The organism is Rhodococcus sp. P14 (genome assembly GCF_000256505.1).
GTDB lineage: Bacteria > Actinomycetota > Actinomycetes > Mycobacteriales > Mycobacteriaceae > Rhodococcus > Rhodococcus ruber.
The window spans coordinates 14,141-38,779 of record NZ_AJFC01000032.1; the positions used below are offsets into that span (position 1 = coordinate 14,141).

The following is a 24,639-nucleotide window of genomic DNA, read 5'->3' on the forward strand; positions in this document are numbered from 1 at the left end:
GGCCGATCGTGGACACCGTCGGCAGTATCGCGGCTCGACGACAGGGGCACCACCATGAAGGTTCTCGTTGCGTACGCCAGCCGGCACGGCGCCACTGCCGGGATCGCGGAGCGGATCGCCGAGGTGATCCGGGCGGAGGGGCACACGGCGGACACGGTGCAGCTCCCGGCTGCGACCTCGGTGGACGACTACGACGCGTGCGTCGTCGGCAGTTCCGCGTACCTGGGGCACTGGGAGAAGGCGGCGAGCGCATTCGTCCGCGAGCACCGCGACGGGCTCGTCGCCCGCCCGGTCTGGCTGTTCACCAGCGGACCGCTCGGCACCGAGGAGGTCGACGAGCAGGGACAGAACGTGCGGGAGAGCGCGGCCCCGCGGGAACTGCCGGAGCTGACCGATGCGATCGCACCCCGGGAGCATCACGTCTTCTTCGGCGCGCTGGACCCGAAGACGCTCGGGGTCGGGGCGCGGGTGATGCGCAAGCTTCCGGCCGGCCGGAAGCTGCTGCCCGAAGGAGATTTCCGGGACTGGCAGGAGATCGAGGACTGGGCGCGGAGCATCGTCCGGGCGCTGGCGTGATCGCAGCACAGGAGGGCGCCTGGGACTCGGGCATGCCCTACCTGTGCGCCGGGACGGGCCCGCCCCTGCTGTTCATGCCCGGATTGTCGACTCACCACCGGCTGCCCCGCGGCTTCGACCGGCGCACCCAGCTCGCGCAGATCGCGCCCTGGACGACGATGCGGCGGGTGTGGTGGGTGAACCGCCGGCCGGGCCTGCCGCCGGGGACCACCATGGCCGATCTCGCCCGCGACTACGCGGTGGCGATGCCCGGCCGCTTCCCCGGTCCGGTCGATGTGCTCGGCGTCTCGACCGGCGGCAGCGTCGCGCTCCAGTTGGCTCTCGACCATCCGGAGCTGGTGCGCCGGCTGGTGCTCGTGGCCTCGGCGGCCCACCTCGGCCCGGGCCGCGACGTGCAGCGTCGGGCCGCGGCGGCCGTGCGGGCGGGGCACCCGCGGCGGGCGATGGCGGAACTCGCGGCGACGACAGGGGCGCGGCGATGGTCGCGCGCGCTGCTGTGGGTGCTGGGATGGCTGCTCGAGCCGTCGGGGGCCCGGCACGGGTACGACGATTTCCTCGTCGTGGTCGACGCCGAGGACCGGTTCGACGTGACCGCCCGGCTCGCCGAGGTGACGTGTCCGGTGCTGGTGCTCGGCGGTGACCGGGACGGGTTCTACGGCGCCGACCTGTTCCGGGAGGTGGCGGCCGCCGTGCCGCGGGGACGAGCCGTCGTCCGGCCCGGGGTGGGCCATCTGGGCGTGATGACCGGCGACCGGTGGGTGCGGGACGCGTCGAGCTTCCTCGACACGCCCGACGCGCCGGGCTTCCCCGAGACGTGGCAGCCACCCTCCGTCGCGGCCGGATAATCGGCACGTCCGGCGTGGCCGGATGATCATCGGGACAGGCCGGCGGAGGGAGCGCACGTGAAGGTACTGGTCGCGTACACGACGGCGTACGGGGCGACGCGCGGCGTGGCGGAACGGATCGCGCAGCGGCTCACCGAGGCCGGGCACGAGGCGGACCTGCACGATCTCGCCGAGCCGGTCGATCCGTCGGCCCATGCCGCCGTCGTGCTCGGCAGCTCGGTGCACAACGGGCAGTGGCTCGCTCCCGCCGCCCGATTCGCGGATCTGCATCGCGCGCACCTCGCGGGCAAGCCCGCGTGGTTGTTCTCGGTGCAGACCATCGGTGCGACGAGCGCGATGATCTCCGGGCGGCTCGCCGGCTGGGTGCGGCCGAAGATGAAGGAACCGAAGGTGGCGGCGGCGCTGCGGGCGACGGCGACGGTGCGCGAATACCGGGCCTTCGCGGGCGCGATCGAGCCGGAGCAGTGGCCGGGGATCGTGGGCCGGGTGGTGTTCCGCCTCGCCGGCGGCCGATACGGCGATCACCGGGACTGGGCCGACATCGATGCCTTCGCCGCCCGGATCATCCGGAATATCGACCGGCCGTAGCCGAAAATCACGTTTCCGGTCGACCTCGTATTTCACGCGAAAGGCACATTTCGGCTATTTTCCGGCGCATCTTCGCGCGGGTCCGGCAGAAATTCTATTTCACCGGCGGAACGCCCTGAACAGCGGCGATACACGACGATCGCCAAAACAGGTTGATCGGTATCTTCGTACGCCTGCGACACGCCCACGCCCCGTGTTACACAGGGAACGAACACCCGCACATCGAACGGAAGGACTCGCATGTCAGCGCAAATTCTGGAATTGCTCGGCTCCCTCGACCTCGGAGAAATCCTGAAGCGACTGCTGGACAGTCTCGGTAGTTGATCATCGGAGAAGCGAGGGTCCGCACACGCCCCGTGCGGACCCTCTCCCGTCGCAGCATCGAAGATCCGGGACCCGCCGACCCTCGAAGGTGACTCATATGCGCCGTGCGCGATCGTCCCGCTCGCGAACGACCGCGGCGCTGGCGGCCGTCCTGGCCGGGGCCGCCCTCGTCGTCGGTGCACCCGCGGCCGCCCAACCCGATCCCGGCGGCTCGTACATCCAGCGGGTCGAGGAGCACGGCGCCCGGCAGCGCACCCTGTTCGTGTATTCGGCGTCGATGCAGCGCGTGATCCCGGTGGCCGTGCTGACGCCGCGGAACACCGGCGCCCCACGCCCGGTGCTCTACCTGCTCGCCGGCGCGGGCGGCGGCGACGGCGGCACCCTCACCTGGCTCGACCGCACCGACGTGGCCGACTTCTTCGCCGACAAGGACGTCAACGTCGTGCTGCCGCTCGACGGCGCGTTCAGCTACTACACCGACTGGAAGCAGGACGACCCCGTCCTCGGCCGGAACAAGTGGACGACCTTCCTGACCCGCGAGCTGCCGCCGATCGTCGACACGGCTCTCGGCACCACGGGGGCCAATGCCATTGCGGGACTGTCGATGTCGGGAACGTCGGTCCTGAGCCTCGTGCAGTCCGCACCGGGGCTGTACCGCGGGGTCGGCGCGTTCAGCGGCTGCGCCCAGACCAGCACCCGTCCCGGCCGGACCTACGTCGAGCTCGTCGTCGAGGTGCGCGGCGGAGGCGACACCGACAACATGTGGGGACCCGAGGGCGATCCCGCGTGGGTGGCGAACGACCCGTACGTCAACGCCGAGAAGCTACGCGGAACACAGATCTACCTGTCCAACGGCACCGGGCTGCCCGGTCCGTACGACCGGCTCGATCACCCGAACGTCGGCGGCGACCCGGCGAACCTCGCCGAACAGGTCGTCGTGGGAGGCATCATCGAGGCCGCCACCAACGAGTGCACACACCAGCTGGCCCGCCGCCTCGCCGAGCTCGGCATCCCGGCCACCGTCGACTTCCGGCCCGTGGGTACCCATTCGTGGGGCTACTGGCAGGAGGACCTGCACCGCGCGTGGCCCATGCTCGGTGCCTCGGTGGGTGCCTGAGAGACACGACGGCGCCGACGCCCGGGATCGCCGGGCGCCGGCGCCGTCGCCGGCCGGAATCAGGCCTGTGGCGCCAGTTCCCGGGTGGACACCGGCGACGTGTCGGTCGCCGCTGCGATGGCTTCTTCGAACTCGCGGTGACCGGCCTGCGACCCGAGCTGCAGCGCGAGCCGCACCAAGAATCCTTCCCGGTCGGACGGATCGACCTGGTCGAGCGCGTCGGACAGGCCGAGCCAGACGTTCTCACGACGCTGCTCGTCCTCGGTGAGGATCTGTGCCGGGCGCGCGGGGACCGCCGGCCCCTCGGGGGCCGTGCCGGCGCGGAGTGCGGCGGCGACACCGGACAGGGCGCCGACCGGCACCCGGCACAGCAGCAGCCCGTCGGGCCGGATCACGAAGGCCTCGCCCGGGGTGGCGCCGAGCGCCTCGGCCAGATCGGGCGCGTCGAGCACCGTGACATCATCGGAACCGTCGGCACCGGAACTATCGGCACCGACGACGACGGCACGCACGCTCTCCGGCGCCAGCGCGGCGGCGAGGTCGGCCGTGGCCGCCGCGAGCGCGGCGCTGCCGGCGGCGTCGAGCCCGAAGCCCACGACGGCGAACCCGGTGCCGCGCACCGCGTTGAGCGACGACTCGGTGCCGCCGCCGGCGGTGGCGACCCGCACGCGGCGGTCCTCGACGGGGTCGCCGGGCAGGACCCCGGTCAGGCCCTCCGCGACGGGCCAGGTCAGCGGCGACAGGCGGGCGTGGGTGGCGCTGGACTGGCGCGGGTTGATCAGTTCCCCGAATTCGGGGCGGTTCACGGCGAGCGCGAGCACGGCATCGCGGGTGGTGCGGTAGCCGTGGGTCCCCGGGGACATGATGAGGGTGGACTTGCCGGCGTTCGCGACGTTCTGCTCCCAGGCGTCGTGCCGCTCGATCGAGTACGCCTGCAGCAGCGCGCGATCGGCATTGCCGTGGACGACGGCGGCGAGCTGCCAGGCCAGCGTCTCGGCGTCCTCCATGCCGGAGTTCAGGCCGCGCACGCCGAAGATCGGCACGAGGTGCGCGGCGTCGCCGGCGAAGAGGAGGCGGTCGTGGGTGAACTCGCGCAGCGCGAGGGCGCGGGCGCTGTAGAACCCGTGCCACTCGAGCGTCCAGGGCAGGTCGTTCTGCAGCCAGTCCAGGTGCTTGGTGATACGGGCCCGGATGGCGTCCTCGCGGGTCTCGATCTCCGCGTCCTCGGACGGATCGAGCTGGTAGTCGATGCGCCAGATGTTCTTCGGCTGCTTGTGCATGATGATCGTCGAGCCGGGGTTGCTGGGCGGATCGAACCAGACCATGCGCTCGGCGGGCAGCTCCGACTCCCAATGGATGTCGGCGATGACGTAGCGGCCCTCGTAGTTGGTGCCCTCGAGTCGCAGACCGGCGAGCTCACGCATGCGGCTGCGGCCGCCGTCGGCGGCGACGACCCACGCGGCCCGCAGGTGGCGCTTGCCGAAGGCGGTGTCGACCTCCAGGGTCACCTGGTCGTCGTCGCGCAGGATGCCGGCGATGCTCGCCTGCCAGTGCAGGGTGATCAGCGGGTTCTGCTCGATGGTGTCGACGACGATCTGCTCGTACTCGGACTGCGAGACATTGATCATCGGCGGTCGCACGTCGAACTCGCGCTGCGGCATCCGGAAGTGCAGCACCTGCTGGTCACGGTAGAAGCTGCGGCCGCCGACCCAGGGCAGGACGATCTTCTCCAGCTCGGCGCCGAAGCCGAGACGTGCGGCGGCCTCGAGGCTGTGCCGGGAGATGCAGATGGCACGGCTGCCGAAGGAGACCTGGTCTGCCGCCTCGAGGATCGTCACGGGGATGCCGCGCTGGGCGAGGCCGAGGGCGACGGCCATGCCGACGGGTCCGGCTCCGACGACGACCACGGGCAGCGCCTCGGCGTCGGGTTGCATCGACGCGAAGTCGGAGGCGGGGTACTTGCGGGGCTGGTAGTAGGTCGACATGTCTCAGGCCACTTCCTGCTCGGACCGACGGGACTGCGCCACCGCGACCGCCGGGTCGTGCGGGTGACGGAGAAGGAGGATGCTGACCAGGCTGACGAGCGCGATCAGCACGAAGTACGCGGTGACGGCGAGCGAGGTGCCGAAGGCCGCGAAGAGGGAGGTCGCCACGATGGGGGCGAGGCCGCCGCCGAGGATCGCCCCGATCTGGTAGCCGAGCGACGCGCCGCTGTACCGGATGTGGGCGGGGAACAACTCGGCGAACAGGGCGGACTGGGGTCCGGCGCAGGCACCGAGGACGAAGCCGAGGGCGACCATCGCGACGAGCATCACGGGCAGCATCGCGGTGTCCATCAGCGGGAAGAACAGGGCCGCGACGATCACGAGGGCGCTCGAGCTGATGATGTAGACCCGGCGCCGGCCGATGATGTCGGACTTGTAGGCGCTGATCGCCATGCCGGCCATCCAGAACGGGCACGAGGCGATGAGCAGGAACAGCATCGTCGACTTGCCGAAGCCCAGCTCCGCTTCGCCGTACTTGAGGACGTAGACCATGTAGGCGTAGGCGATGCCGTTGGTGGCGACGAAGGTGCCGCCGGCGAGCAGCACGGTCTTCCAGTGCTTGACGAGGACCTCGGCGAGCGGGAGCTTGACCTCACCGGCCGAGTCGCGGCTGGCCTCGAAGTCGGCGCTCTCCTCGAGCCCGAGCCGGATCCACAGGGCGACGACGACGAGGACGGCGCTGAGCAGGAACGGCACGCGCCAGCCCCAGGCCGCGAAGGCGGCGTCGTCGAGGACGGCCGTCAGCGGCAGGAAGACGAGATTGGCGAGGAGGACGCCCGCGGGGACGCCGATCTGGGGGGCGGCGCCGTAGAGGCCGCGCTTGCCGCGCGGGGCGTTCTCGGTGGCGACGAGGACCGCGCCGCCCCATTCGCCGCCGACGCCGAGGCCCTGGACGAAGCGCAGGGCCACCAGCAGGATCGGGGCGGCGACGCCGATGGCGGCGTAGTTGGGCAGCAGGCCGATCGCGACGGTCGCGAAGCCCATCAGCAGCAGCGAGGTGACGAGCATCGACTTGCGGCCGACGCGATCGCCGAAGTGACCCATGACGATGCCGCCGATGGGCCGGGCCACGAAGCCGACGGCGAGGGTCGCGAAGGCGGCGAGGGTGCCGGCCAGTTCGGAGGTTCCGGGGAAGAACTGCGGCCCGAGCACGAGGGCCGCGGCGGTGCCGTAGATGAAGAAGTCGTACCACTCGATCGCGGTGCCGACGAAGCTGCCGAGCGCGGCCTTGCGGGCCTTGCGCTGCAGTACCTCCGGCGAGGGTGCCGGTGCGGTGATCGTCATGGATGCTTGCCTTTCACGATGCGGCCCGCGTCACGGCGGACCCGGCAAGCATGACCCCCATCACAAGCCGTTGAAAAGCTCAACTATTCGCGCTGGTTCCCCGGAAAATCCGTGGTACTCCGGGTCGGCGCAGGTCAGGGCCTCGCGGACGGTGCCCCGCCGGTGGACGCGAAGTGAATGAAGGCTCGTGTCACCCGGCTGAGCATCGAGTCCTGATGCCACGCGACGACCACGTCGACCGAATCCGGAACCGGGTCGACGAGCGGCCGGACGACGAGCGGAAGATTCTCGTACGTCACGTCGAGCGGGGGCCGCTGCAGCAGCAGGGTCCACCCGAGTCCACGGCCGACGAAGGCTCGCGCCGTCTCGTAGTTGGAGGTGCGGTAGGCGACGCGCGGCGCGAACCCCGCGCCCCGGCACACCTCCATCGCGTGGTTGCTGCTGGGCGGCGCGTCGAGCAGCACCATCGGGTCGTCGCGCAGATCGGCCAGCCGCACCGGACCGTCCCCGCCGGCGAGACGGTGGTCGGAGCCGAGCAGCACCGTCGGCTCGCGCGTCATCAGGGTCGCCTTGCGCCATTCCGCGGACAGTTCGAGGTCGTAGACGATCGCGAGGTCGAGTTCGCCGTTGTCGAGCTGGGTGCGCAACCGGTTCTGGGTGTCCTCCCGGAACTCGACCCGCGCCCGCGGGAAGCGCTGGGTGAATCCGGCGAGCAGCGCGGGCAGCACCGTCGGTCCGAGGGCGGGATAACACCCGATGGCGACGGGTCCGGCCACACCGCCGCCCGCGCCCACCGCGTCCGCCTGCAGTTCGCCCGCCTGGTGCAGCAGCACGCGGGCGCGGGCGAGCACCGCCTCCCCCATCGCCGTCAGCTGCACGCCCCGCGCCCGCCGTCGCACGGCCAGCTGCGTCTGGAGCGACTTCTCGAGGTCGGTGAGCGCCGCGGACAGCGCGGACTGCGACAGGTGCAGCCGCTCGGCGGCGCCGCTGATCGTTCCCGTCTCGGCGACGGCGACGAACGCCGCCAGCTGACGCATGGTGAAGGTGGGAACCGCGTCGGGCCGGGTCATGCAGGCAACGGTATCGAGCGGGAGCCTTCCGTCCCCAGCGGGAGGTTGTCGCCGGTGCCACTCGACGGATGGCGCAGCGACCGCCCGGTGGTCGCGGCAACCTCCCGCTCCTCGGGTCCGCGCCGGTCCGGCGGGTGCGCAGCAGCAGCGCGACATCCCGATCTCGACTACGCGCGGCGGGACCGGGCACCGGTGCGGTGCCCGGCCCCGGGTGACGCGGATCAGGCGCTCAGGTCGACGTCCTTGCTCTCCTTGACGAACAGGGCCAGGACCACGGCGCTGAGGGCGCACCCGGCGACCAGATAGACGATCACGCTGCCGATGGAGCCGGAACCGGCGTACAGCGCGGCGACGATGACCGGGGTGAAGCCGGCGCCGAGCAGGCTGCCGATCTGGTAGCCGAGCGACGCGCCGGTGTAGCGGGCGCGGGTGCCGAACTGCTCGGCGAGGAACGCCGGCATGGGACCGAACGTCAGCGACTGCAGGACCGAGCAGGCGATCACGAAGGCCAGCACGACCAGCAGGAAGTTGCCGGACGAGGCGAGCTGGAACAGCGGCCACGCCAGGACGACCATGCCGACGAAGCCGGTCATCATGACGGGCTTGCGCCCGTAGGTGTCCGACAGCCGGGCGGCGCCGAGGATGCCGAAGATCGCGACGAACTGGCAGATCGCGAAGGCGTTGAGGCCGGCCGAGCGCGACACGCCGTTCTCGGCGGCGTAGCTGATCACGAACGTCGAGAACAATGCCTGGATCACGAAGGGCGCGGTGCACACCAGTCCCGCGAGGATCAGGGTGCGGGGGGCCCGCACGATCGTCAGCAGCGGGATGGGTTCCTTGGTGTGGGACTTCTTCTCCTCGGCGGCGCGCAGGGCCTCCTCGAAGACCGGGCTTTCGGCGATCCGGGCCCGGACGAACAGGCCGACAGCGAGCAGGACCGCGGAGAACAGGAACGGGATGCGCCAGCCCCACGAGAGGAAGTCGTCCTCCGGCAGCTGGGCGGCGAGCGAGAGGGCGACCGTGCCGAGCACGGCGCCGGTGGGTCCGCCGGCGTTGGTGAACGCCGCCGCGAAACCGCGGTTGCGGCCCTTGACGTGTTCGAGCGACATCAGGGCCGCCCCGCCCCACTCGCCGCCGATCGCGATGCCCTGCACGGCGCGCAGCAGGATCAGCATCACCGCGCCCCAGGTGGGGATCGCCGGGACGAGGCCGATGAGGAACGAGGCGACGCCCATGATCGTCATCGACAGCATGAGCATCTTCTTGCGGCCGACGCGGTCGCCGAAGTGGCCGAAGACGATGCCGCCGAGCGGACGGGACAGGTAGCCGATGGCGAACGTCGCATACGAGGCGATCAGCGCGAGGCCGGGGCTCAGGTTCGCGAAGAACACCGGACCGAACACGAGCGCGGAGGCGGTCGCGTAGAGGATGAAGTCGTAGAACTCGACGGTGCTCCCGAGGTAGCTCGAGAAGACGACGCGACGGATGTCCTTGTTCCGCTCCGCCGGTGCGGCGACGGCCGTGCGTTCTGGGTCAGCGAGGGTCATGGTGGGTCCTTACTTTGCGAGGACGATGCTAGATCCGGTCGGCGGTGCCGCTCAGAAGGGGTAAGCGGGCACGTCGCGGCTGACGGTGATCCAGCGCGACTCGGTGAACGCTTCGATGCTGTTGGCGGCACCGCCGAAGCGGGCACCGTTGCCGGAGGCGCCGAGACCGCCGAACGGGATGTTGGCCTCGTCGCCGACGGTCTGGTCGTTGATGTGGGCGATGCCGGTGGGGATCCGGTCCGCGAGCGCGAGACCCTTGCCGACGTCGCGGGTGAAGATGCCGAGCGAGAGCCCGTAGTCGGTGTCGGTGGCCAGCGCCACCGCCTCGTCGAGGGTCGAGAACTTCACGACCGGAGCGACGGGCCCGAACACCTCTTGGGCGTAGGCGGGCGCACCGGCCGGGACGTCGGCGAGGACGGTGGGCCGGTAGAACAGGCCCTCGTAGGTGCCGCCGGCGACGAGCCGGGCGCCGGCATCGACCGACGCGGTGACCAGGGCATGAATCTTCTCGAGCTGACCCTGGTCGATGATCGGCCCGAGCGCGACCTGCTCGGTGACGGGGTCGCCGACGGGCAGTGCCTCGGCCTTGGCGGCGAGCTGGGCGACGTACTCGTCGTAGACGGACTCGTGCACGATGTGCCGGCCGGTGGTCATGCACACCTGGCCCTGGTGCAGGAAGGATCCGGCGGCACCGGCCGAGACGGTGGCGGCGAGGTCGGCGTCGTCGAGCACGACGATCGCGGAGTTGCCGCCGAGTTCGAGGTGGACCTTCTTGAGGTTGCGGGAGGCGGCGGCACCGACGGCCCGGCCGGCCGGGGTGGAACCGGTGAAGGAGATCACCGGCACCCGCGGGTCGTCGACGAGCGCGGCGCCGACGTCGGCGCCGGCGGGCAGCACGGACAGCACCCCGGCCGGCAGGCCCGCCTGCTCGAAGATGCGGGCGAGCGCCACGCCGCCGCAGACCGCGGTACGCGGGTCGGGCTTGAGGATCACGGCGTTGCCGAGGGCCAGCGCCGGCGCGACGGAACGGATCGCGAGGATCAACGGGAAGTTGAACGGCGCGATGACACCGACGACCCCGACGGGGACCCGCTTCGACATGCTCAGACGCGGTGCCTCGCTGGGCAGGATCTCGCCGAGCGCATGGGAGGGCAGGGCCGCACCCTCGTAGCACTCCTGCGCCGCGACGTGCGTCTCGAGCTGCGCCTTGGGACGCAGGGAGCCGGACTCGCGCATGATCCAGCGCTCGATCTCGTCGGCGTGCTGCTGCCACAGGACGCCGGCCCGGCGCATGACCGCGGCACGCTCGGTGTGCGGGCGGGCCGCCCAGTCGCGCTGGGCCGCGACGGCACGGTCGACCGCGCGCTCGAGGTCCCCCTCGTCGGCGAGGCCGGCGCTGCCGAGCGTCGCGCCGGTCGCCGGTTCGACGACCTTGATCTCACCGCCCCCGCCGGGGGTCCAGTCCCCGGTGAAGATTTTTCCCTGCCAGATGGATTCGTCGAGAAGGGCCATCACGAACTCCTTGTGTACGGGTGCCGGACCGGCCGGCGGGCGACGCGGGACGCGGCGGGCGCGATTGCGGGTGAAGGGACGGCCGAGACGGCCGGACAGTGCGGGCCGCACGGTGCGGGCTGGGCGCTCGCTCGGTGGAGCGAGCTCTCCGTTCGGCCCCTGAAGTATGGGTCACGTCACATTGACGTGAAAAGCAGAATTAGCCGGTGATATTCCCCAGGTCTGCTCAACAACGGCGACATGCGGGACCGCGGGCGGCACCGGAGCCGGTCGCCGCCCGCGGATCGGCCGAGTAGGCAGGTCAGGAACTCGGCACGGCCGGGCCGAGAACGCCCCAGGTGCGCAGGATCTCATCCGGATCGTCCTGCCCGGGTACGGGCGGGGCCGTGGGCCGCCCCGCCGGTGTACGCGAGAAGCGGGGCGCGGGCGCAGGTTCGGGGTGACCGTCCCGGTACAGGAAGGTGCCCCGGGCGGTGAGGTGTGCGTCCGCGGGCGCCTCGGTCATCGAGAGGATCGGCGCGACACACGCATCGGTGTCCCGGAAGATCGCCGCCCACTCGTCGCGGGGGCGGGTGGCGAACACGCCGGCGATCCGCGCGCGCAGCTCCGGCCAGCGCCGGCGGTCCCACTGCCCCGGCAGCGCACCGTCCGCGTCGAGGCCGAGGCCCGCGAGAAGCCGCGCGTAGAACGGCGGTTCGAGGGCCGCGACCGCGACGTGCCGCCCGTCGGAGGTCTCGTACACGTCGACGAACGGTGCCCCGGAGTCGATGAGATTGGTGCCGCGCTCGTCGTTCCATGCGCCGCCGGCGAGCATCGAGTACGGGTTGGCCATCAGGTGTGCGACGCCGTCGACGATCGCGGCATCGACGACCTGACCGCGCCCGGAGCTCTGCACCTCCCACAGGGCGGCGAGAATGCCGGACACGAGATACATTGCGCCGCCGCCGAAATCGCCGACCAGACTGAGGGGCAGCTGTGGCGGTCCCCCGGCCCGGCCGATCGCGTGCAGCGATCCGACCAGGGCCTGATAGGTGGGGTCGTGCCCGGCACGCTGCGCGAGGGGCCCGTCCTGCCCCCAGCCGGTCATCCGGCCGTAGACCAGTTTCGGGTTGCGCGCCCAGCAGTCCTCGGGGCCCAGACCCAGGCGCTCGGTGACGCCGGGCCGGTAGCCCTCGATCAGCACGTCGGCCTTCTCGGCCAGCGCGAGCACGGTGGCGAGCCCGTCGGGGTCCTTCAGGTCGGCGGCGATCATCCGTTTGCCGCGCTGGAGGGTGTCCAGCCGCGGGTCGATGGGCATGGTGAACCCGGCGCCGGTGCGTTCGACGCGCACGACGTCGGCGCCCTGGTCGGCGAGGAACATCGCGGCGAACGGCGCGGGACCGAGTCCCGCCAGTTCCACGACCTTCAGTCCGGCCAGCGGGCCCTGCCGAGATTCGGTCATCGTGATCTACTCCTGCAGGTGAGGGTGCAGCCGGCGGCACACGACACGGCCGCCGGCCAGGGGTTCGTTACCGTCTAGACTCCGACGAGTTCGCCGACGGTGACGGTCTGCTTGCCCTCGGTGATGTGGGCGGCGATGAACTCCTCGTTGAGTTCGATCCCGAAGCCCGGCCCCTCGTTCGGGTAGAGCTTGCCGTCGGCGAAGACCGGGACGTTCAGGGCGATGTCCTGCGTGATCGTCTGCTCGGCGTTCTCCCACTGGTTGTTGATGATCAGCGGACCGAGGTTCTCGTGGGTGAACTGCGACGCCCAGTTGTTGGCGATCATCAGGTGCGCCGAGGGGCTGGCCTCGAGACCGGAGCCGATCATGCACCCGCTCATGACGGCCATGTCGGCGAGGCGGGCCATCGTCAGCCAGCGCTGCGCCTTGAGCAGGCCGCCGGCCTTCTGCATCTTGATGAACAACCCGTCGGCCGCGCGACGTTCGATGATCTCCCGGATGTTGTGCAGCTCCTGCGCGGACTCGTCGGCGAAGATCGGCGTGTCGATGCGGGTGCGCAGGCGCGCCATGCCCTCGATGTCCCAGTGCGGGACGGGCTGCTCGATGCACTCCATGCCGTACCGGTCGAGCCGGCGCATCGTCTTCAGGGCCTGGTCGTAGTTCCAGAAGCCGTTGGCGTCGACCACGATCCGCGCCGAGTCACCGAGTGCGGCCCGGACCTCGCGGACGTTGTCCACGTCGTGGTCGGAGTTGCCGTCGGACTTGAGCTTGATCAGGCAGAAGCCGTTCTCGTGAGCCTGGACGGCCTCGGCGACCACCTGGTCGACCGGTCCGGCGGACGCGACCCAGCCCTGCACGGAAGCCTCGGCGTTCTTGCCGCCGAGCAGCTGGTACACCGGTACGCCCAGCGCCTTGCCCTTGAGGTCGTGCAGCGCGAAGTCGACGAGCGCCTTGGCCTGGTTGTTGTCGCGGACGAACGTGTCCATCTGCCCGACGATCTTCTCGATGTTGAGCGGATCCTGGCCGATCAGGAATGCCGGGGCGATGTGGTTCGCGATCATCGCCGTCATCGACTCCTGGGTTTCCCCCCGGTACCAGGTGGAGGTGTCGCCGCTGTCGCCGTAGCCGACGATTCCCTCGTCGGTGTGCAGCTTCAGCACGACGGAATGGATGTGGGTGATCCGGGTTCCCGGCATGATGAACGGCTTGACGAGCGGGGTGGAGACCGGGATCAGTTCGACCTTGGTGATGATCATGCGACGTGCTCCTGAGCAGACGAAGGAATGACGGTGGCGCCGGCGTCGGCCAGAGCCGTGAGTTCTGCGGTGTCGAGGCCGGCCTCGCGGAGGATCTCGACGGTGTGCTCGCCGACGAGCGGAGCGCGGCGCTCGATCGTGCCCGGGGTGTGGGAGAGCTTGGCAGGGATGCCGGGGACGGTGACCGCGCGGCCGTCGTGCGGGTGCGTGACGGTCGGCAGCATGTCGCGGGCCCGGAAGTGGGGGTCCGCGAAGATGTCCGCGGCGTCGAGGATCGGGCCGAGCGGCACCTTGCCGCCGAGCAACTCGACGAGTTCGGCGACGGTGTGGGTGCGGGTCCAGGCGTTGACCACCTCGTAGACGGCGTCGCGGTTGAGCCACCGGTCGTGGTCCGTGGCGAACCGGGGGTCGTCGACGAGTTCCGGCTGACCCATGACGGCGGCGAGCTTGGCCCACTGCGGATTGTGCGGGGCGCCGAGCGCGACGACGCCGTCCTTCGCCTGCACCGTGTCGAACGGCGCGAATCCCTGCAGCTGGTTGCCGAGCGGCCCGGGGACCTGACCGGTGTGGCCGTAGGTGTTGACCACGACCTCGGAGATCGCGAGCACGGCGTCGGCCATGGCGACGTCGACGTACTGGCCCTGCCCGGTGCGCTCGGCGTCCCGCAGCGCGGCGAGGATGCCGAACGCGGCGAACAATCCCGGAACGGTATCTCCCACACCGGATCCCACCCGGACGGGGTGCGCGGCGTCGGTCCCGGTGATGGACATCAGACCGCCCATGGCCTGCGCGACGATGTCGAAGGCCGGCCAGTCCCGGTAGGGGCTGTGCCCGCCCGTCTTGTCGCCGAAGCCGCGAATCGAGGCGTAGACCAGGCGGGGATTGCGGGCCGCGAGGGTGTCGTAGTCGAGACCGAAGCGGTCCATGACGCCGGCGGTGAAGTTCTCGACGACGATGTCGGCGTCGTCGATCAGGCGCAGCAGTACGTCGCGGGCCTCGGGCTTCTTCAGGTCCAGCACGAGCGACCGCTTGTTGCGATTGGCCGACTGGAACACCCCGCCGTAGTCGCGGGGTTCGTCGTCGGAGGCGAACGGGCCGGCGTAGCGGAGGAAGTCGCCGCGCGGCGGCTCCACCTTGATCACGTCGGCGCCCTGGTCGGCGAGCAGCGACGTGCAGAACGGCCCGGCGAGGGCCTGGGTGAGGTCGACGACCCGCACCCCGTCGAGGGCGCGGCGGGCAGTGGTGTTCATGCGGTGGCCTCCCGCCCGAGCAGCGCGCGGCCGATGACGACCTTCTGGATCTGCGGGGTGCCCTCGCCGATCTCGAGGCCGAAGACGTCGCGCAGCATGGCCTGCAGCGGCAGTTCCTCGGCGAAGCCGCTGTGGCCGTGGGCGACGATGCAGTCCCGGATGGTCTGCAGCGAGACCTCGGTGGCGTAGAGCTTGGTCATCGCGGCCTCCTTGGTGAAGGGCTTGCCGGCGTCGGCGAGGGAGAGGGCGCGGTAGGTGAGCCAGCGGGCCGCCTCGAGCTTGGTGGCGTTCTCGGCGATCGGGAAGGACACCCCCTGGAACGAGGAGACCGGCCTACCGAATGCCTTGCGGGACTTGACGTAGTCGATGGTGATGTCGAGGGCCTTGCGGGCGACGCCGGTCGACATCAGGCCGATGACCGAGCGGGTGTAGTCGAATTCGCTCATGACGAGCCGGAATCCGTTGCCGACACCACCGATGACGTACTCGTCCGGGACGAACACGTCGTCGAGGAACACCCCGGCCCGGCCGAGCGGCTTCCAGCCGGCGTCCGGGAACTTCTGCATGCTCACACCCTCGGCGTCGAGGGGCACGAGGAAGGCGGTGACGCCGGATTCCTCCGGGGTGGCGCCGCGGGCCTTGACGAACGTGATCATCGCCTTGGCGTGCGGAGCGAAGGTGATGGACGTCTTCTCGCCGTTGAGCTTCCAGCCGCCGTCGACCTTCTCTGCCTTGGCGCGCATGGCCATCGCGTCCGAGCCGCTGCCCGGCTCGGTCAGGCCGAGGGCGACGACGTGGCGGCCCTCGACGATGCCGCGCACCCAGTCCTTCGCGACCTCGGGGGCGAGGAAACGTTCGAGCAGCGGGCCGGTGAGGTTGTTCGTGTAGGCGAGCTGGGTGAGATAGAAGTTCGAGTAGGCCAGTTCCTCGTGGGCGATGCCGAGGTGGGTCTTGGTGAGCACCTCGCCGATGCGGCCCTGGCCGCCGTTCTCCTCGGAGACGCCGAGCCCGAGAAGGCCCTGCGCGGCCATCTTCTCGGCGAGATCCCACGGGAACTCCTCGCGGTGGGCGCGTTCGAGGTAGCTCTCGGCGTGCGGTGCCGCGAACTCTCGGACCCACTGGGCGAACTCCTCGTATTCCGGCGCGAAGAGAACCGGCGGGTGCAGGGCGTCCGTGGCAGACATGATCGATCTCCTCGAAGTGGTTGTGAATCAGCGCTTGTCGTCGGCGCCGGGAAGAACACCCGGGCCGCGCGCTGCCGATCAGCGCGTCGGAACCCAGTATGTCCGCAGTCACAACCCCAGAAAAGAACAAGAATGTGTTGATGGTTATGAGTAAATGTGTGGTGTGTCTTTCGGGCGGCCCTGGCAGCCCAAAGGAGACACCGCCTACAACTGTGGCACCCGGACCGTGGCGAAGGAGATGAACTCGCGCACCACACGGCTCAGGATCACGTCCGGGCGCCACGCGATGACCAGCCGCACCGGATCGAGCGCCGGCACGTCGATCGGCAGCAACACGATCTTCAGGCCCCCGTAGGTGCGGTTGACCTGCGGCTGGTGCAGCATGATCGTCCAGCCCAGGCCCCGGCCGACGTACGCCCGCACGGTCTCGTAGTTCGCCGACCGGTACTCGATCCGGGGCGTGAACCCGGCCCGTGCGCACACCTGCAGCGCGTGGGTCGATGCCGGGGCCGCGTCGAGCAGCACCATCGGTTCGTCCCGCACCGCCGCCAGCTCCACCGGGCCGGGCGTCGCCGCCAGCCGATGGCCCGCCGCGACGACCAGGGCCGGGCGTCTCGTCATCAGCGTGGCGGTACGCCAGGTCGGCGGCAGCTCGAGGTCGTAGGTGATCACCGCGTCCAGCGCCCCGCCTTCGAGGCGCTCGGCCAGCTCGTCGGCCATCGCCTCCCGGAACTCGAGTGACACCCGCGGATGCAGGTCGGTGAACTCGGACAGCATCGGCGGCAGGATCGTCGGCCCGACCGTCGTGTAGCACCCGATGGCGAGACGGCCGGCGAGCTCGCCGCCCGAACCGAGCATCTCGTCCTCGATCTCGCTCGCCTGCTGCAGGAGCGTCCGCGCCCGGGCCAGGAGCGACTCCCCGGCCGGCGTGAGCTGCACGCCGTGGGCGCGGCGGCGCACGCACAGCTGCGTCGAGAGGGCCTTCTCGAGTTCGGTGACCGCCAGCGACACGGCCGACTGCGAGACCAGCAACCGTTCGGCCGCCGCGCTGATCGTGCCGGTCTCGGCGACGGCGACGAAGGCGACCAGTTGCCGCATCGTGAAGGCCGGCGCCCGATCGCTGCTCATGAATCGATCATATGGGCGGTCCGCCCCGGGGCCGTCAGGCGTCGGGAGCGGTCGTCAGCGGCACGTCGCCGTCCGGCCGCCGGCGGGGCTCGGCGACCCGGTGCAGCCCCCGGCCCAGCTTGCCGACCCCGGTGGTGCCCGCCCCGACCGCCCGGCCGCCCAGGGTGCGGGCGCTGTCGCCCAGCGTGCGGGCACTGTCGCCCAGCGTGCGGGCACTCTCGCCGAGGGCACCGCCCGCGGCCCGGACCGGCTTGCCCAGCTCCACCAGGTTCTCGGCCACCGCCGGGTCCTCGGCCTCGAGAGCACGCTGCGCGGCGCTGCCGAACGCCGCGGCGACGTCGTCCAGGTCCGTGCGGAACCGGGCGATGTCCCGCTTCACCCGGGCGGACGACAGCCACCGCACCAGTTCGAACGGCGTGAGGCCCGCGTAGCTCGCGAGCCGCGCGCGGGCGCGCAGCAGCAGCGCGACGTCCCGCTCGACGCGCCCGGCCAGCGACGTGCCGATCGTCGCGCGTTCGTGCTCGAGCCGGTCCGGTTCGGTGGTACGCACCTGCTCGAGCCGCAGCCGCTGCCACAGGTTCAGCGAGTCCTCGACGAGCACGAGCAGCTGCAGCGTCTCCCCGAGTCGGTCGGTCGCCACGGCCTGCTGCAGGCAGGCCACCCGGTCCTGCGCGGGTGCGTCGACGGCGAGCCCGTCGAGCAGCCGTCCGGCGTGGGCGTGGAGCCGCTCGGCTCGATCGGCGAGGACGTCGCCGAGCCCGCGCACCGATTCCCAGTCTGCAGCGCGCAGCCGGCCGGTGCCGTCCAGGATCCCCGCCACCCGGGTCAGCGCGTTGTGATGGTCGACGGCGTCCCCACCGTCGGGGGCACCGACCAGCTCGAGGATCTCCGCGGAGAGCTCGTGCACCCGCGCGACGGCGGCCTCCACCGAGACGATCGCGGCCCGCAGGGCGCGGGCGACGGCGTCGTCGGCGGGACCCGGTTCCTCGAGGTGCACGTCGTCGGTCATGGCTCCATGGTGCTACGTGCGCGCGACGGACGCAGCAGGATCCTTCGCGGCGAGCAGGTGGCGGATGCCGTAGCCGGTGACGAGGGCGGTCACGAACGCCATCAGCAGGCCGCCGAGCACCCCGATCGCCGCGACGAGCCACCACGGCTGACCGGGTTGCCACAGCGGGGTGCACACCAGGAGGAACACGGTGAGGCCGGCCAGCCACGCGGCTGCGGTCCACACGATCCAGCGCCCGGCACGGGCGACGTGCCGGCGCAGCTCGAGCCACTGCGCGAATCCGATGGACGCCAGCAACGCCACGCCGAAGACGACTCCGAGCGCGATCGGGAGCGCCATCGGCCATGCGGACCACGTCTCGTGGAACGTCGAGGGCGACATCCCGAGCAGGTAGGCGCACGCCGCGGCGACGCCCGTGCCCAGCACCCAGCGCCGCACCGACATCGCCGGCAGCCGGCGTCGCAGCACCCGCGCCTGCGACCAGCCCAGCACCGACCCCTCGACGACACCGGCGGCCATCAGCGCCGGTAATGCCGCGGCACTGTCGAACAGCACGGCCCCGACGACGGCGGGAACGAGGAATCCGGCGAACTCCCCCGCCGTCGCCGACACGGTCCAGTCCCGCAGCAGGCTCATCGGCCGAGCCCCAGCCGGGCCGCCAGTTCCGGCCCGCCGACCTGCCGGACGAAGTCCGGGTCCCCGCACACCCCCAGCTGGTCGCGGGCCCGGGACAGCCCGACGTACAGCCGCTCGCGGGAACGCTCCTGCGGCTGTGTCTCGTTCACCGCGAGCACCACCGCCCGGCGCTCGAGTCCCTTGAAGCCGAGGACGTGCCCGTAGAAGACCTGTTCGGTGTCCCAGAAGCTGTCCCAGTACGCCGCGTTGCCCTCGGCCTGCCGCGCCACCTGCTCCGGGTGCCGGCTGCCCGTCGCGAGCAGCGCGACGTCGCCGGGCCGCCAGCCCTCGTCGAGCAGGGCGTCGACCCGGTCGTCGGCCACGGCGAGCGCCTCGTCGCCGCGGCACGTGACGAACTGCACGTCGGGTCCCTCACCGCCGAGCAGCCGCATGCGCTGCCCGACGAGCGGACCGAAGGTCCCGGCGATCTGCCGGGTGTTGCGCAGGTTGTGGTCGAGCACCAGCGGGACCAGTGGCACCGGGGGCCGGCCCTCCCGGTCGAACACCCGCTGCGCTTCGTCGGTGAACACGTGGATGCCGCTGGTCTCCTCGTCGCGCAGGGCGGCCATGATCGGATCCCACCAGGCGTCGGCGAAGTCCTGCGCCTCGTCGACGACGACCGCGTCGAAGCGCTGTCCCTCCGGCAGGGACCGGGCCAGTTCCGTCATCTGGGCGGGCAGGTCGTGTTCCCAGAAGCGCACGGTGTCGGCGGTCCGCAGCGCCTCGTCGGGGCCTTCGGCCGCCCCCCACAGCCGGCCGAGGGCGTGGAACTCGCCGACGTAGGCGGGCCGCTTCTTCCGGTTCCACGTCCCGGTGATCCGCTGCAGGTAGGACGCGAGACCGTGCGAATAGCAGATCAACGCGACGCGCTGGTGCTGCTCGGCGAGGCGCCGGGCCTGCTCGAGCGCGAGGAACGTCTTCCCCGTGCCGGCGCCGCCGCGCACCTCGACACGGGTCAGCAGGCGGGTCGCGTCGAGGATGACGGCCTGCTGCTCGGTGAGCCGGTCCGCGGCGTCCTCGTTGGCGACGGCGCGCGAGACCACGTCGCGCTGCGGCAGGCCCCGGCCCGCGAGGACCTCGGCGAACCGGTCGACGCCGTCGGCGGTGAGGGCCGGCCGGTCGAGCTCCTGCTTGTCGAGCACCGCCCGCAGTCGTTCGGCGATGCTGCCGAGGTCGTTGCGATCGATCACCTTCCACCGCGGACACTCGGGCAGGGCGAAGTCGGCGCGGATCTCGGTGTGGGGCAGGACGACGAAGTGGTCCCAGCGCAGCCGGCCCTGCGTCCAGCGAGGATCGGCCTCGACGTAGCGCCGCAACGCGTAGCAGGACTGGAGCACCTGCCGGACCGGATCGATCGACCGGTCCTTGCCCTGCCGGGCCTGCACCCACTGGAAGCCGTCGTGCCACACCTGACCACCCTTGACCTCGAGGCACACGATGCCGTGGCCCTCGAGCGCGACGACGAAGTCGATCTCGTGGTCCTTGAGGTGGTCGGTGACCCGCAGGCCCGCCGCGACGAGATCCCCGTCGCCGAGCTGCCGGACGAGTGCCTCCCAGACGAGGCGTTCGGCGTCGTTCGCCAGCAGTGGGCGCTCGGGTCTGCGGATCGGCATGCGCTCAGCTTGGCACGCGCACCCACGCCTGCTCGAGCAATGCGGTCACTTCGGCCTCGTGCCGGGCCCGGTAGGCACTGAGCACCCGGCGCGGGCGGGTCTCGTCGCCCAGACCGACGGCGGCCGCGAAGGCCGGCGCGACGCCCTCCTCCGGCACGATCTCCGGGGCCGAGTGGCCGATGAGGGCGAGTGCCTTGCGCAGCGGTTCGGCGTTGTCGGCGACGGTGCGCAGCGGGAGCACGTCGAATCGTCCGCCGGGGTGGAACTCGAGGAACATCTCGTTGCCCTCGTCCACTCCGAGATCCTCGAGGAACCGTCGCACGCTGCCGAGATGCGGGGACGCACCCGTCCAGCGCACGACCTGGGTGCCCAGCCGGGACGACAGGGCGACCTCGCGTCCCGGGGCGCAGCCGATGACGCCCGCGACCGCGGACGGCACCGGGAAATCGGCGCCGCGCAGGTGGTCCCGCGTGGCGGTGACCCGCAGCCGCCACACGTCGCCGAGGCGGTAGAGCCGGCGGGTGCGGTGCGGGGGCTTGACGCTCACGTGGGTGCGACGGCGCCGGCGCACCCGGCCGTCGACGATCTCGAAGTCGCCGCTGCCGGCGAAGATCCGGGCGCTGGTCGGCGACACCCCGAAGCGTTCGACCAGACGGTCGACGACACGTTCGAGGTCGGCGGAGCCGCCGTCGGCGTCGACGATCCGGGCGATGCGGCCGCGCACCGCGCCCGCCTCGTCGGTCTCCCATTCGGTGAGCGACCACCGGCCGTTCTCGGCGAGCGAGAACCGCTCGTCGGCGCCCATCGCGTCGATCACGGCGGCGGGACCGGCGGGGGTGCCCATGCGGTCGACGAGCTCCGCGGCCGTGAGCGGATCCCCGATCACCTCGAGCACCGCGGCGGCGTGATCGGCGAACGCGGACTGCCGGGTCAGAGCACGGCCCTCGAACATCGGGACGCCGCACCGGTGCAGCCACGCGGCGAATTCCGCGGCGGGCAGGTTCCACACGACGGCGACGGCTGCGGGTTCGACGACCCCGTTCGGGGATTCGAACTCGGCGAGCAGCGCGTGGGTGTGGCGCTCGGCTTCGGGGAGGCCCGGGACCGCGACCCACCCGTCGGCCACCTCGAAGCGATCGTCGAGGCGCGCGAGCGCCCGCCACAGCGGCACGTCGAGTCCCGGAACAGGCTGGGCCAGCTCCGGTCGCAACCCCAGGATCCGCTCGAGGGCGGCGACGGGGCGGACATCGACGCGCAGCGCCGCGAGCAGATCGCCGACGGCGGTGCCGAACGCGAAGGTCGACGGAGCGTCCGGGTCCGGCGGCTCGTCGCCGAGCACCCGGCGGCGGATCGCGTCACGCTCGGGTGCGGACAGCCCGGCGACGTACGCGGCGAGCTCGTCGAGGGCCCGCTGCGGCGCGGGCACCGGCAGGTCGCGGGCGGTCAGGGCGGCGATGCGCGCGGCGACCTGCTGGATCTCCTCGGGGGTGCCGTCCTCGAGTTCGACCCGCACCAGCGGCCGGTCCGGGTCGGCGCGCAGCGCGCGCCACCGTGCGAGCGCGACGAGGTCGTCGAGCAGCAGCGACAACGCGGGCGGGAGCGTGGGGGCGTCGGTCGCCACTCGCAGCGACGCCGGATCCCGCAGGATGGCGAGGACGAGGACGGCCTGCACGATCTGGTGCACGGTCTCCGGGCCCGCGCCGCGCACGGAGAACAACGCGGCGGGCGTGTAGCCGAGCAGACCGGCGGTGGTCGCGGCGCGGGGCAGCCGCGCGACGGTGGCGGCGGCCCGGGTGCCGAGACCGAGCGCGGCGACGGGGACGTCGACGGTGTCGGCGATGCCCGCGGAGAACACCAGATCGGGATGCTCGGTGACGTAGATGCGGGCCAGTTCCCCACAGATCGCCACGACGTCGGCGGAGGCGGCGGTCTCCGCCGGGGACCGGCGTTCCCACCAGCGCTCGTCGGGTGCGAGGGCGGCCAGTTGCGCGTTGCGGGCCGAGCCGTACCGGTCGAGCCACGGCATCAGGTCGATCCAGACGTACTCGCTGAGCATCCCGGGGGACAGTGCAGTCGACCACAGCGACACGACCCGGTGCTCCTCTTCGATGCGCGACTGGCGACCGCGGTCTCGTGCGGGACGCCCGCCGGGGACTCTACCGGCCGGCGGTCCGGCCGATGCACGACGACCGGATCAGCCGAGTTCGTCGGCGCGCCGGACCAGCATGTCCCGCAGCCGGGCCGTGTCCCGCTCACCGAACCCGATCTCGGGGAGACGGTCGAGGCCCCCGGCGATCCCGCGCCGGATCCCGTCGAGCATCCGGGTGACGGCGCGTTCGGGCACCCCGAGCCGGCCGCCGGACTCGACGAAGTGGCGGCGGGTGAGCTTGTTGCCCTTGCCGTACAGGTCGAGGGCCATCGGGTCGCGCCAACCGAGGTAGGGCTGGGTGCACAGGAGGTCGTAGGCCGGGGTGACGGCCCACAGCCCGGCCTCGGTGAGGCGGATCGAGAAGTTCTTCCCGTGCAGGTCGCCGTTGCCGACGGCGTACGAGTACGCCACCAGCCGCAGCAGTTCGAGGGTCGCGACGCGGGCCGATCCGCCGCCGCGCTCGCACGCGGCGGCCAGCGCCTCGACGACGCGTTCGGTCTTCAGCCGGTACTTGGCCGCCGGGTAGACACCGAGGACCTGGCAGGCGTCCTCCTGCGCGGTGCGGTGGACGGTGTGGCCGGGACCGATCCATCGGTCGAAGCGGGCGACGAGCAGTCCCGCGTTGCCCCTGCGGTCGTAGACCAGCTGGTGTCCGGCGACGGCGAGGCCGCAGGCGGTCGCGAGACCCATGAAGAAGTGCTCGTTCTCGACCAGGCGGGGGTAGCCGCGGGGCGGTGCGAGTTTGAGGATGGCGGGGCCCTGCACCGTCGCGACGGGGGCGGAGTACATCTGGGCCGACACCTTCGCCTGCACTCCCGGCAGGGAGGTCGGGTCGAGGACGACGGACTCGTGGCCGGAGATCCGGTCGAACAGCTCGTGCAGGTCCTCACGCCGGACGGCCTCCGGGTCCAGCAGGAGCGTCGACGTCGGGGGCCGGGCGCCGGCGGGGAGCACCCGCACATCGCCGATGGTGTCCGCGCCGACCGCCATGAGAATGGTGAGGTGGTCGTCTTCGGAGGTCTTGGTGGCGGCGACGGCGCCGCGGAGCCGGATGCCCTCGGGCAGCAGGCCGGCGAAGAACGGGGGCACGCTGCCGCCGCCGGCGCGGACCTCCTCCGCGGTCTTCGGCACCGTCCACGCGAGGGCGGGGGCGGCCGGATCGTCGAGGTAGTCCTGCGCGTACCGGAACACGACATCGTGGCCGTCCCGGGCGAGGTGCCCGGCCAGGCGGTCGCCCTTGTACACGTCGGCGCTGTCGACGGCGACGAGGCGTTCGACCACCCGGCTCACCCGGCCCGGTCGCCGCGCGAGGTGAGGGTCAGGTCGCAGCCCAGCGCGTCGGCGATGGCCACGACGAGATCGAGTTGCACGGTGGCGCGGCCGGACTCGAGCGACTGCACGCTCGAACGCGACACACCGGCGAGGTCGGCCAGTTCGGCCTGGGTGAGGCCGAGCCGGTGCCGACGGTCGACGAAGTGGTCACCGAGACCGCCGCGTCCCGTGCGGGCGCGACGACGGGGCGTGGCCACGGCCTCTCCTCTCTGTGCTTGCGACGGCAGGCATTGATGCGAGTGTGCCCCCACTGCGCGCGATTGTCCAGGGTTGTGCCTGCCATGACAGGCTCAAGGAGGAGAGGGTGCGTCTGCCGACGCGCGTCCGCTGCTTCGGCCTGCCCTCGCAAGCCCAGCGTGCGGGCGGTCAGGGTGTGACGCGCTCCGGTTCGACCTCGAGCTGGGCCGCGGGCCGGAGCCGCAGCAGCACCAGACCCGCGACGGACGCCACGATCAGTGACCCGACGGCGCCGTGCACATGCAGCGCGTTGACGGCGACCCCGGCGCCGACCAGCCCCACCAGCAGCGCACACCACAGAACGACTTTCGCGACCACCATGACCCAAGCACCTTCCCGAGGCCCCCTGCCCGAGAGGAAGAATAGTGCGCCAGGTCACACGAGCGCGGGAGGGTCGCGGCGTGTCCACCACGGGGAACGCATCGCACCCGCTGCGGCGCAGCACAGGGCACACCGC

Annotated in this window: 22 protein-coding genes; 4 read left to right on the plus strand and 18 right to left on the minus strand. The window is 71.6% G+C overall.

Features of this window, described 5'->3' with window-relative positions:
- The first annotated feature begins 54 nt into the window (after positions 1–54).
- From OEY_RS0102410 to OEY_RS0102420, 3 genes are read left to right on the plus strand one after another with little or no spacing between them, the layout of a single operon-like run.
- Complete coding sequence (locus tag OEY_RS0102410) at positions 55–576, plus strand: flavodoxin domain-containing protein (protein WP_010592353.1); 522 nt, start codon at positions 55–57, stop codon at positions 574–576.
- Positions 573–1,421 carry an alpha/beta fold hydrolase gene (locus OEY_RS27950; RefSeq protein WP_043804253.1) on the plus strand — a complete coding sequence of 283 codons (849 nt, stop codon included), beginning with the start codon at positions 573–575 and terminating at the stop codon, positions 1,419–1,421. The genes OEY_RS0102410 and OEY_RS27950 overlap by 4 nt, the downstream gene beginning before the upstream one ends.
- Before the next feature lie 57 nt (positions 1,422–1,478).
- Positions 1,479–2,009 (plus strand): flavodoxin domain-containing protein, encoded by a 531-nt coding sequence (locus tag OEY_RS0102420; protein ID WP_010592355.1) that lies wholly within the window; start codon positions 1,479–1,481, stop codon positions 2,007–2,009.
- Between the two features lie 32 nt (positions 2,010–2,041).
- On the opposite strand, the gene OEY_RS30355 is transcribed toward OEY_RS0102420, so the two are convergent.
- On the minus strand, positions 2,042–2,197 hold the full coding sequence (locus OEY_RS30355; RefSeq protein WP_157179984.1) for a hypothetical protein: 156 nt from the start codon (positions 2,195–2,197) through the stop codon (positions 2,042–2,044).
- Positions 2,198–2,430: 233 nt separating this feature from the next.
- Between OEY_RS30355 and OEY_RS0102425 the strand changes: the two genes are divergently transcribed.
- The gene (locus OEY_RS0102425; RefSeq protein ID WP_010592356.1) at positions 2,431–3,450 is read left to right on the plus strand and encodes an alpha/beta hydrolase; all 1,020 of its coding nucleotides are present in this window, start codon (positions 2,431–2,433) and stop codon (positions 3,448–3,450) included.
- Positions 3,451–3,509: 59 nt separating this feature from the next.
- Here OEY_RS0102425 and OEY_RS0102430 read toward each other — a convergent pair whose 3' ends face one another.
- The 17 genes from OEY_RS0102430 to OEY_RS0102510 all read right to left on the minus strand — a co-directional run bounded on the left by OEY_RS0102430 (position 3,510) and on the right by OEY_RS0102510 (position 24,503).
- On the minus strand, positions 3,510–5,435 hold the full coding sequence (locus OEY_RS0102430; RefSeq protein ID WP_010592357.1) for an FAD-dependent monooxygenase: 1,926 nt from the start codon (positions 5,433–5,435) through the stop codon (positions 3,510–3,512).
- Positions 5,436–5,438: 3 nt separating this feature from the next.
- Positions 5,439–6,779, minus strand: coding sequence for an MFS transporter (locus tag OEY_RS0102435; protein WP_010592358.1), 1,341 nt, complete (start codon positions 6,777–6,779; stop codon positions 5,439–5,441).
- Positions 6,780–6,913: 134 nt separating this feature from the next.
- Entirely contained in the window at positions 6,914–7,849 is a 936-nt protein-coding gene (locus tag OEY_RS0102440; RefSeq protein WP_010592359.1) for a LysR family transcriptional regulator, read from the minus strand.
- A 221-nt stretch (positions 7,850–8,070) separates the two neighbouring features.
- Positions 8,071–9,396, minus strand: a complete 1,326-nt coding sequence (locus OEY_RS0102445; protein ID WP_010592360.1) for an MFS transporter — start codon at positions 9,394–9,396, stop codon at positions 8,071–8,073.
- 51 nt (positions 9,397–9,447) lie between these two features.
- Positions 9,448–10,908, minus strand: coding sequence for a benzaldehyde dehydrogenase (locus OEY_RS0102450; protein ID WP_010592361.1), 1,461 nt, complete (start codon positions 10,906–10,908; stop codon positions 9,448–9,450).
- A gap of 301 nt (positions 10,909–11,209) precedes the next feature.
- Complete coding sequence (locus OEY_RS0102455) at positions 11,210–12,349, minus strand: CaiB/BaiF CoA transferase family protein (RefSeq protein WP_010592362.1); 1,140 nt, start codon at positions 12,347–12,349, stop codon at positions 11,210–11,212.
- Positions 12,350–12,423: 74 nt separating this feature from the next.
- The gene (locus OEY_RS0102460; RefSeq protein WP_010592363.1) at positions 12,424–13,605 is read right to left on the minus strand and encodes a mandelate racemase/muconate lactonizing enzyme family protein; all 1,182 of its coding nucleotides are present in this window, start codon (positions 13,603–13,605) and stop codon (positions 12,424–12,426) included.
- Positions 13,602–14,855, minus strand: coding sequence for a CaiB/BaiF CoA transferase family protein (locus tag OEY_RS0102465; protein ID WP_010592364.1), 1,254 nt, complete (start codon positions 14,853–14,855; stop codon positions 13,602–13,604). Before OEY_RS0102465 ends, OEY_RS0102460 begins: the two co-directional genes overlap by 4 nt.
- Complete coding sequence (locus OEY_RS0102470) at positions 14,852–16,039, minus strand: acyl-CoA dehydrogenase family protein (protein ID WP_010592365.1); 1,188 nt, start codon at positions 16,037–16,039, stop codon at positions 14,852–14,854. Before OEY_RS0102470 ends, OEY_RS0102465 begins: the two co-directional genes overlap by 4 nt.
- A gap of 204 nt (positions 16,040–16,243) precedes the next feature.
- A complete protein-coding gene (locus OEY_RS0102475) occupies positions 16,244–17,167 on the minus strand; it encodes a LysR substrate-binding domain-containing protein (RefSeq protein WP_010592366.1) in 924 nt (307 codons plus the stop codon).
- Positions 17,168–17,201: 34 nt separating this feature from the next.
- Entirely contained in the window at positions 17,202–18,176 is a 975-nt protein-coding gene (locus OEY_RS0102480; protein WP_010592367.1) for a hypothetical protein, read from the minus strand.
- A 12-nt stretch (positions 18,177–18,188) separates the two neighbouring features.
- Complete coding sequence (locus tag OEY_RS0102485; protein ID WP_010592368.1) at positions 18,189–18,812, minus strand: hypothetical protein; 624 nt, start codon at positions 18,810–18,812, stop codon at positions 18,189–18,191.
- Positions 18,809–20,464, minus strand: coding sequence for an NERD domain-containing protein (locus OEY_RS0102490; protein ID WP_010592369.1), 1,656 nt, complete (start codon positions 20,462–20,464; stop codon positions 18,809–18,811). Before OEY_RS0102490 ends, OEY_RS0102485 begins: the two co-directional genes overlap by 4 nt.
- Before the next feature lie 4 nt (positions 20,465–20,468).
- A complete protein-coding gene (locus tag OEY_RS0102495; RefSeq protein ID WP_010592370.1) occupies positions 20,469–22,553 on the minus strand; it encodes a hypothetical protein in 2,085 nt (694 codons plus the stop codon).
- A gap of 105 nt (positions 22,554–22,658) precedes the next feature.
- Positions 22,659–23,894, minus strand: a complete 1,236-nt coding sequence (locus OEY_RS0102500; RefSeq protein WP_010592371.1) for a type II toxin-antitoxin system HipA family toxin — start codon at positions 23,892–23,894, stop codon at positions 22,659–22,661.
- Positions 23,895–23,899: 5 nt separating this feature from the next.
- Positions 23,900–24,142 carry a helix-turn-helix transcriptional regulator gene (locus OEY_RS0102505; RefSeq protein ID WP_010592372.1) on the minus strand — a complete coding sequence of 81 codons (243 nt, stop codon included), beginning with the start codon at positions 24,140–24,142 and terminating at the stop codon, positions 23,900–23,902.
- A 169-nt stretch (positions 24,143–24,311) separates the two neighbouring features.
- Complete coding sequence (locus OEY_RS0102510; protein ID WP_010592373.1) at positions 24,312–24,503, minus strand: hypothetical protein; 192 nt, start codon at positions 24,501–24,503, stop codon at positions 24,312–24,314.
- Between the last annotated feature and the right edge of the window lie 136 nt (positions 24,504–24,639).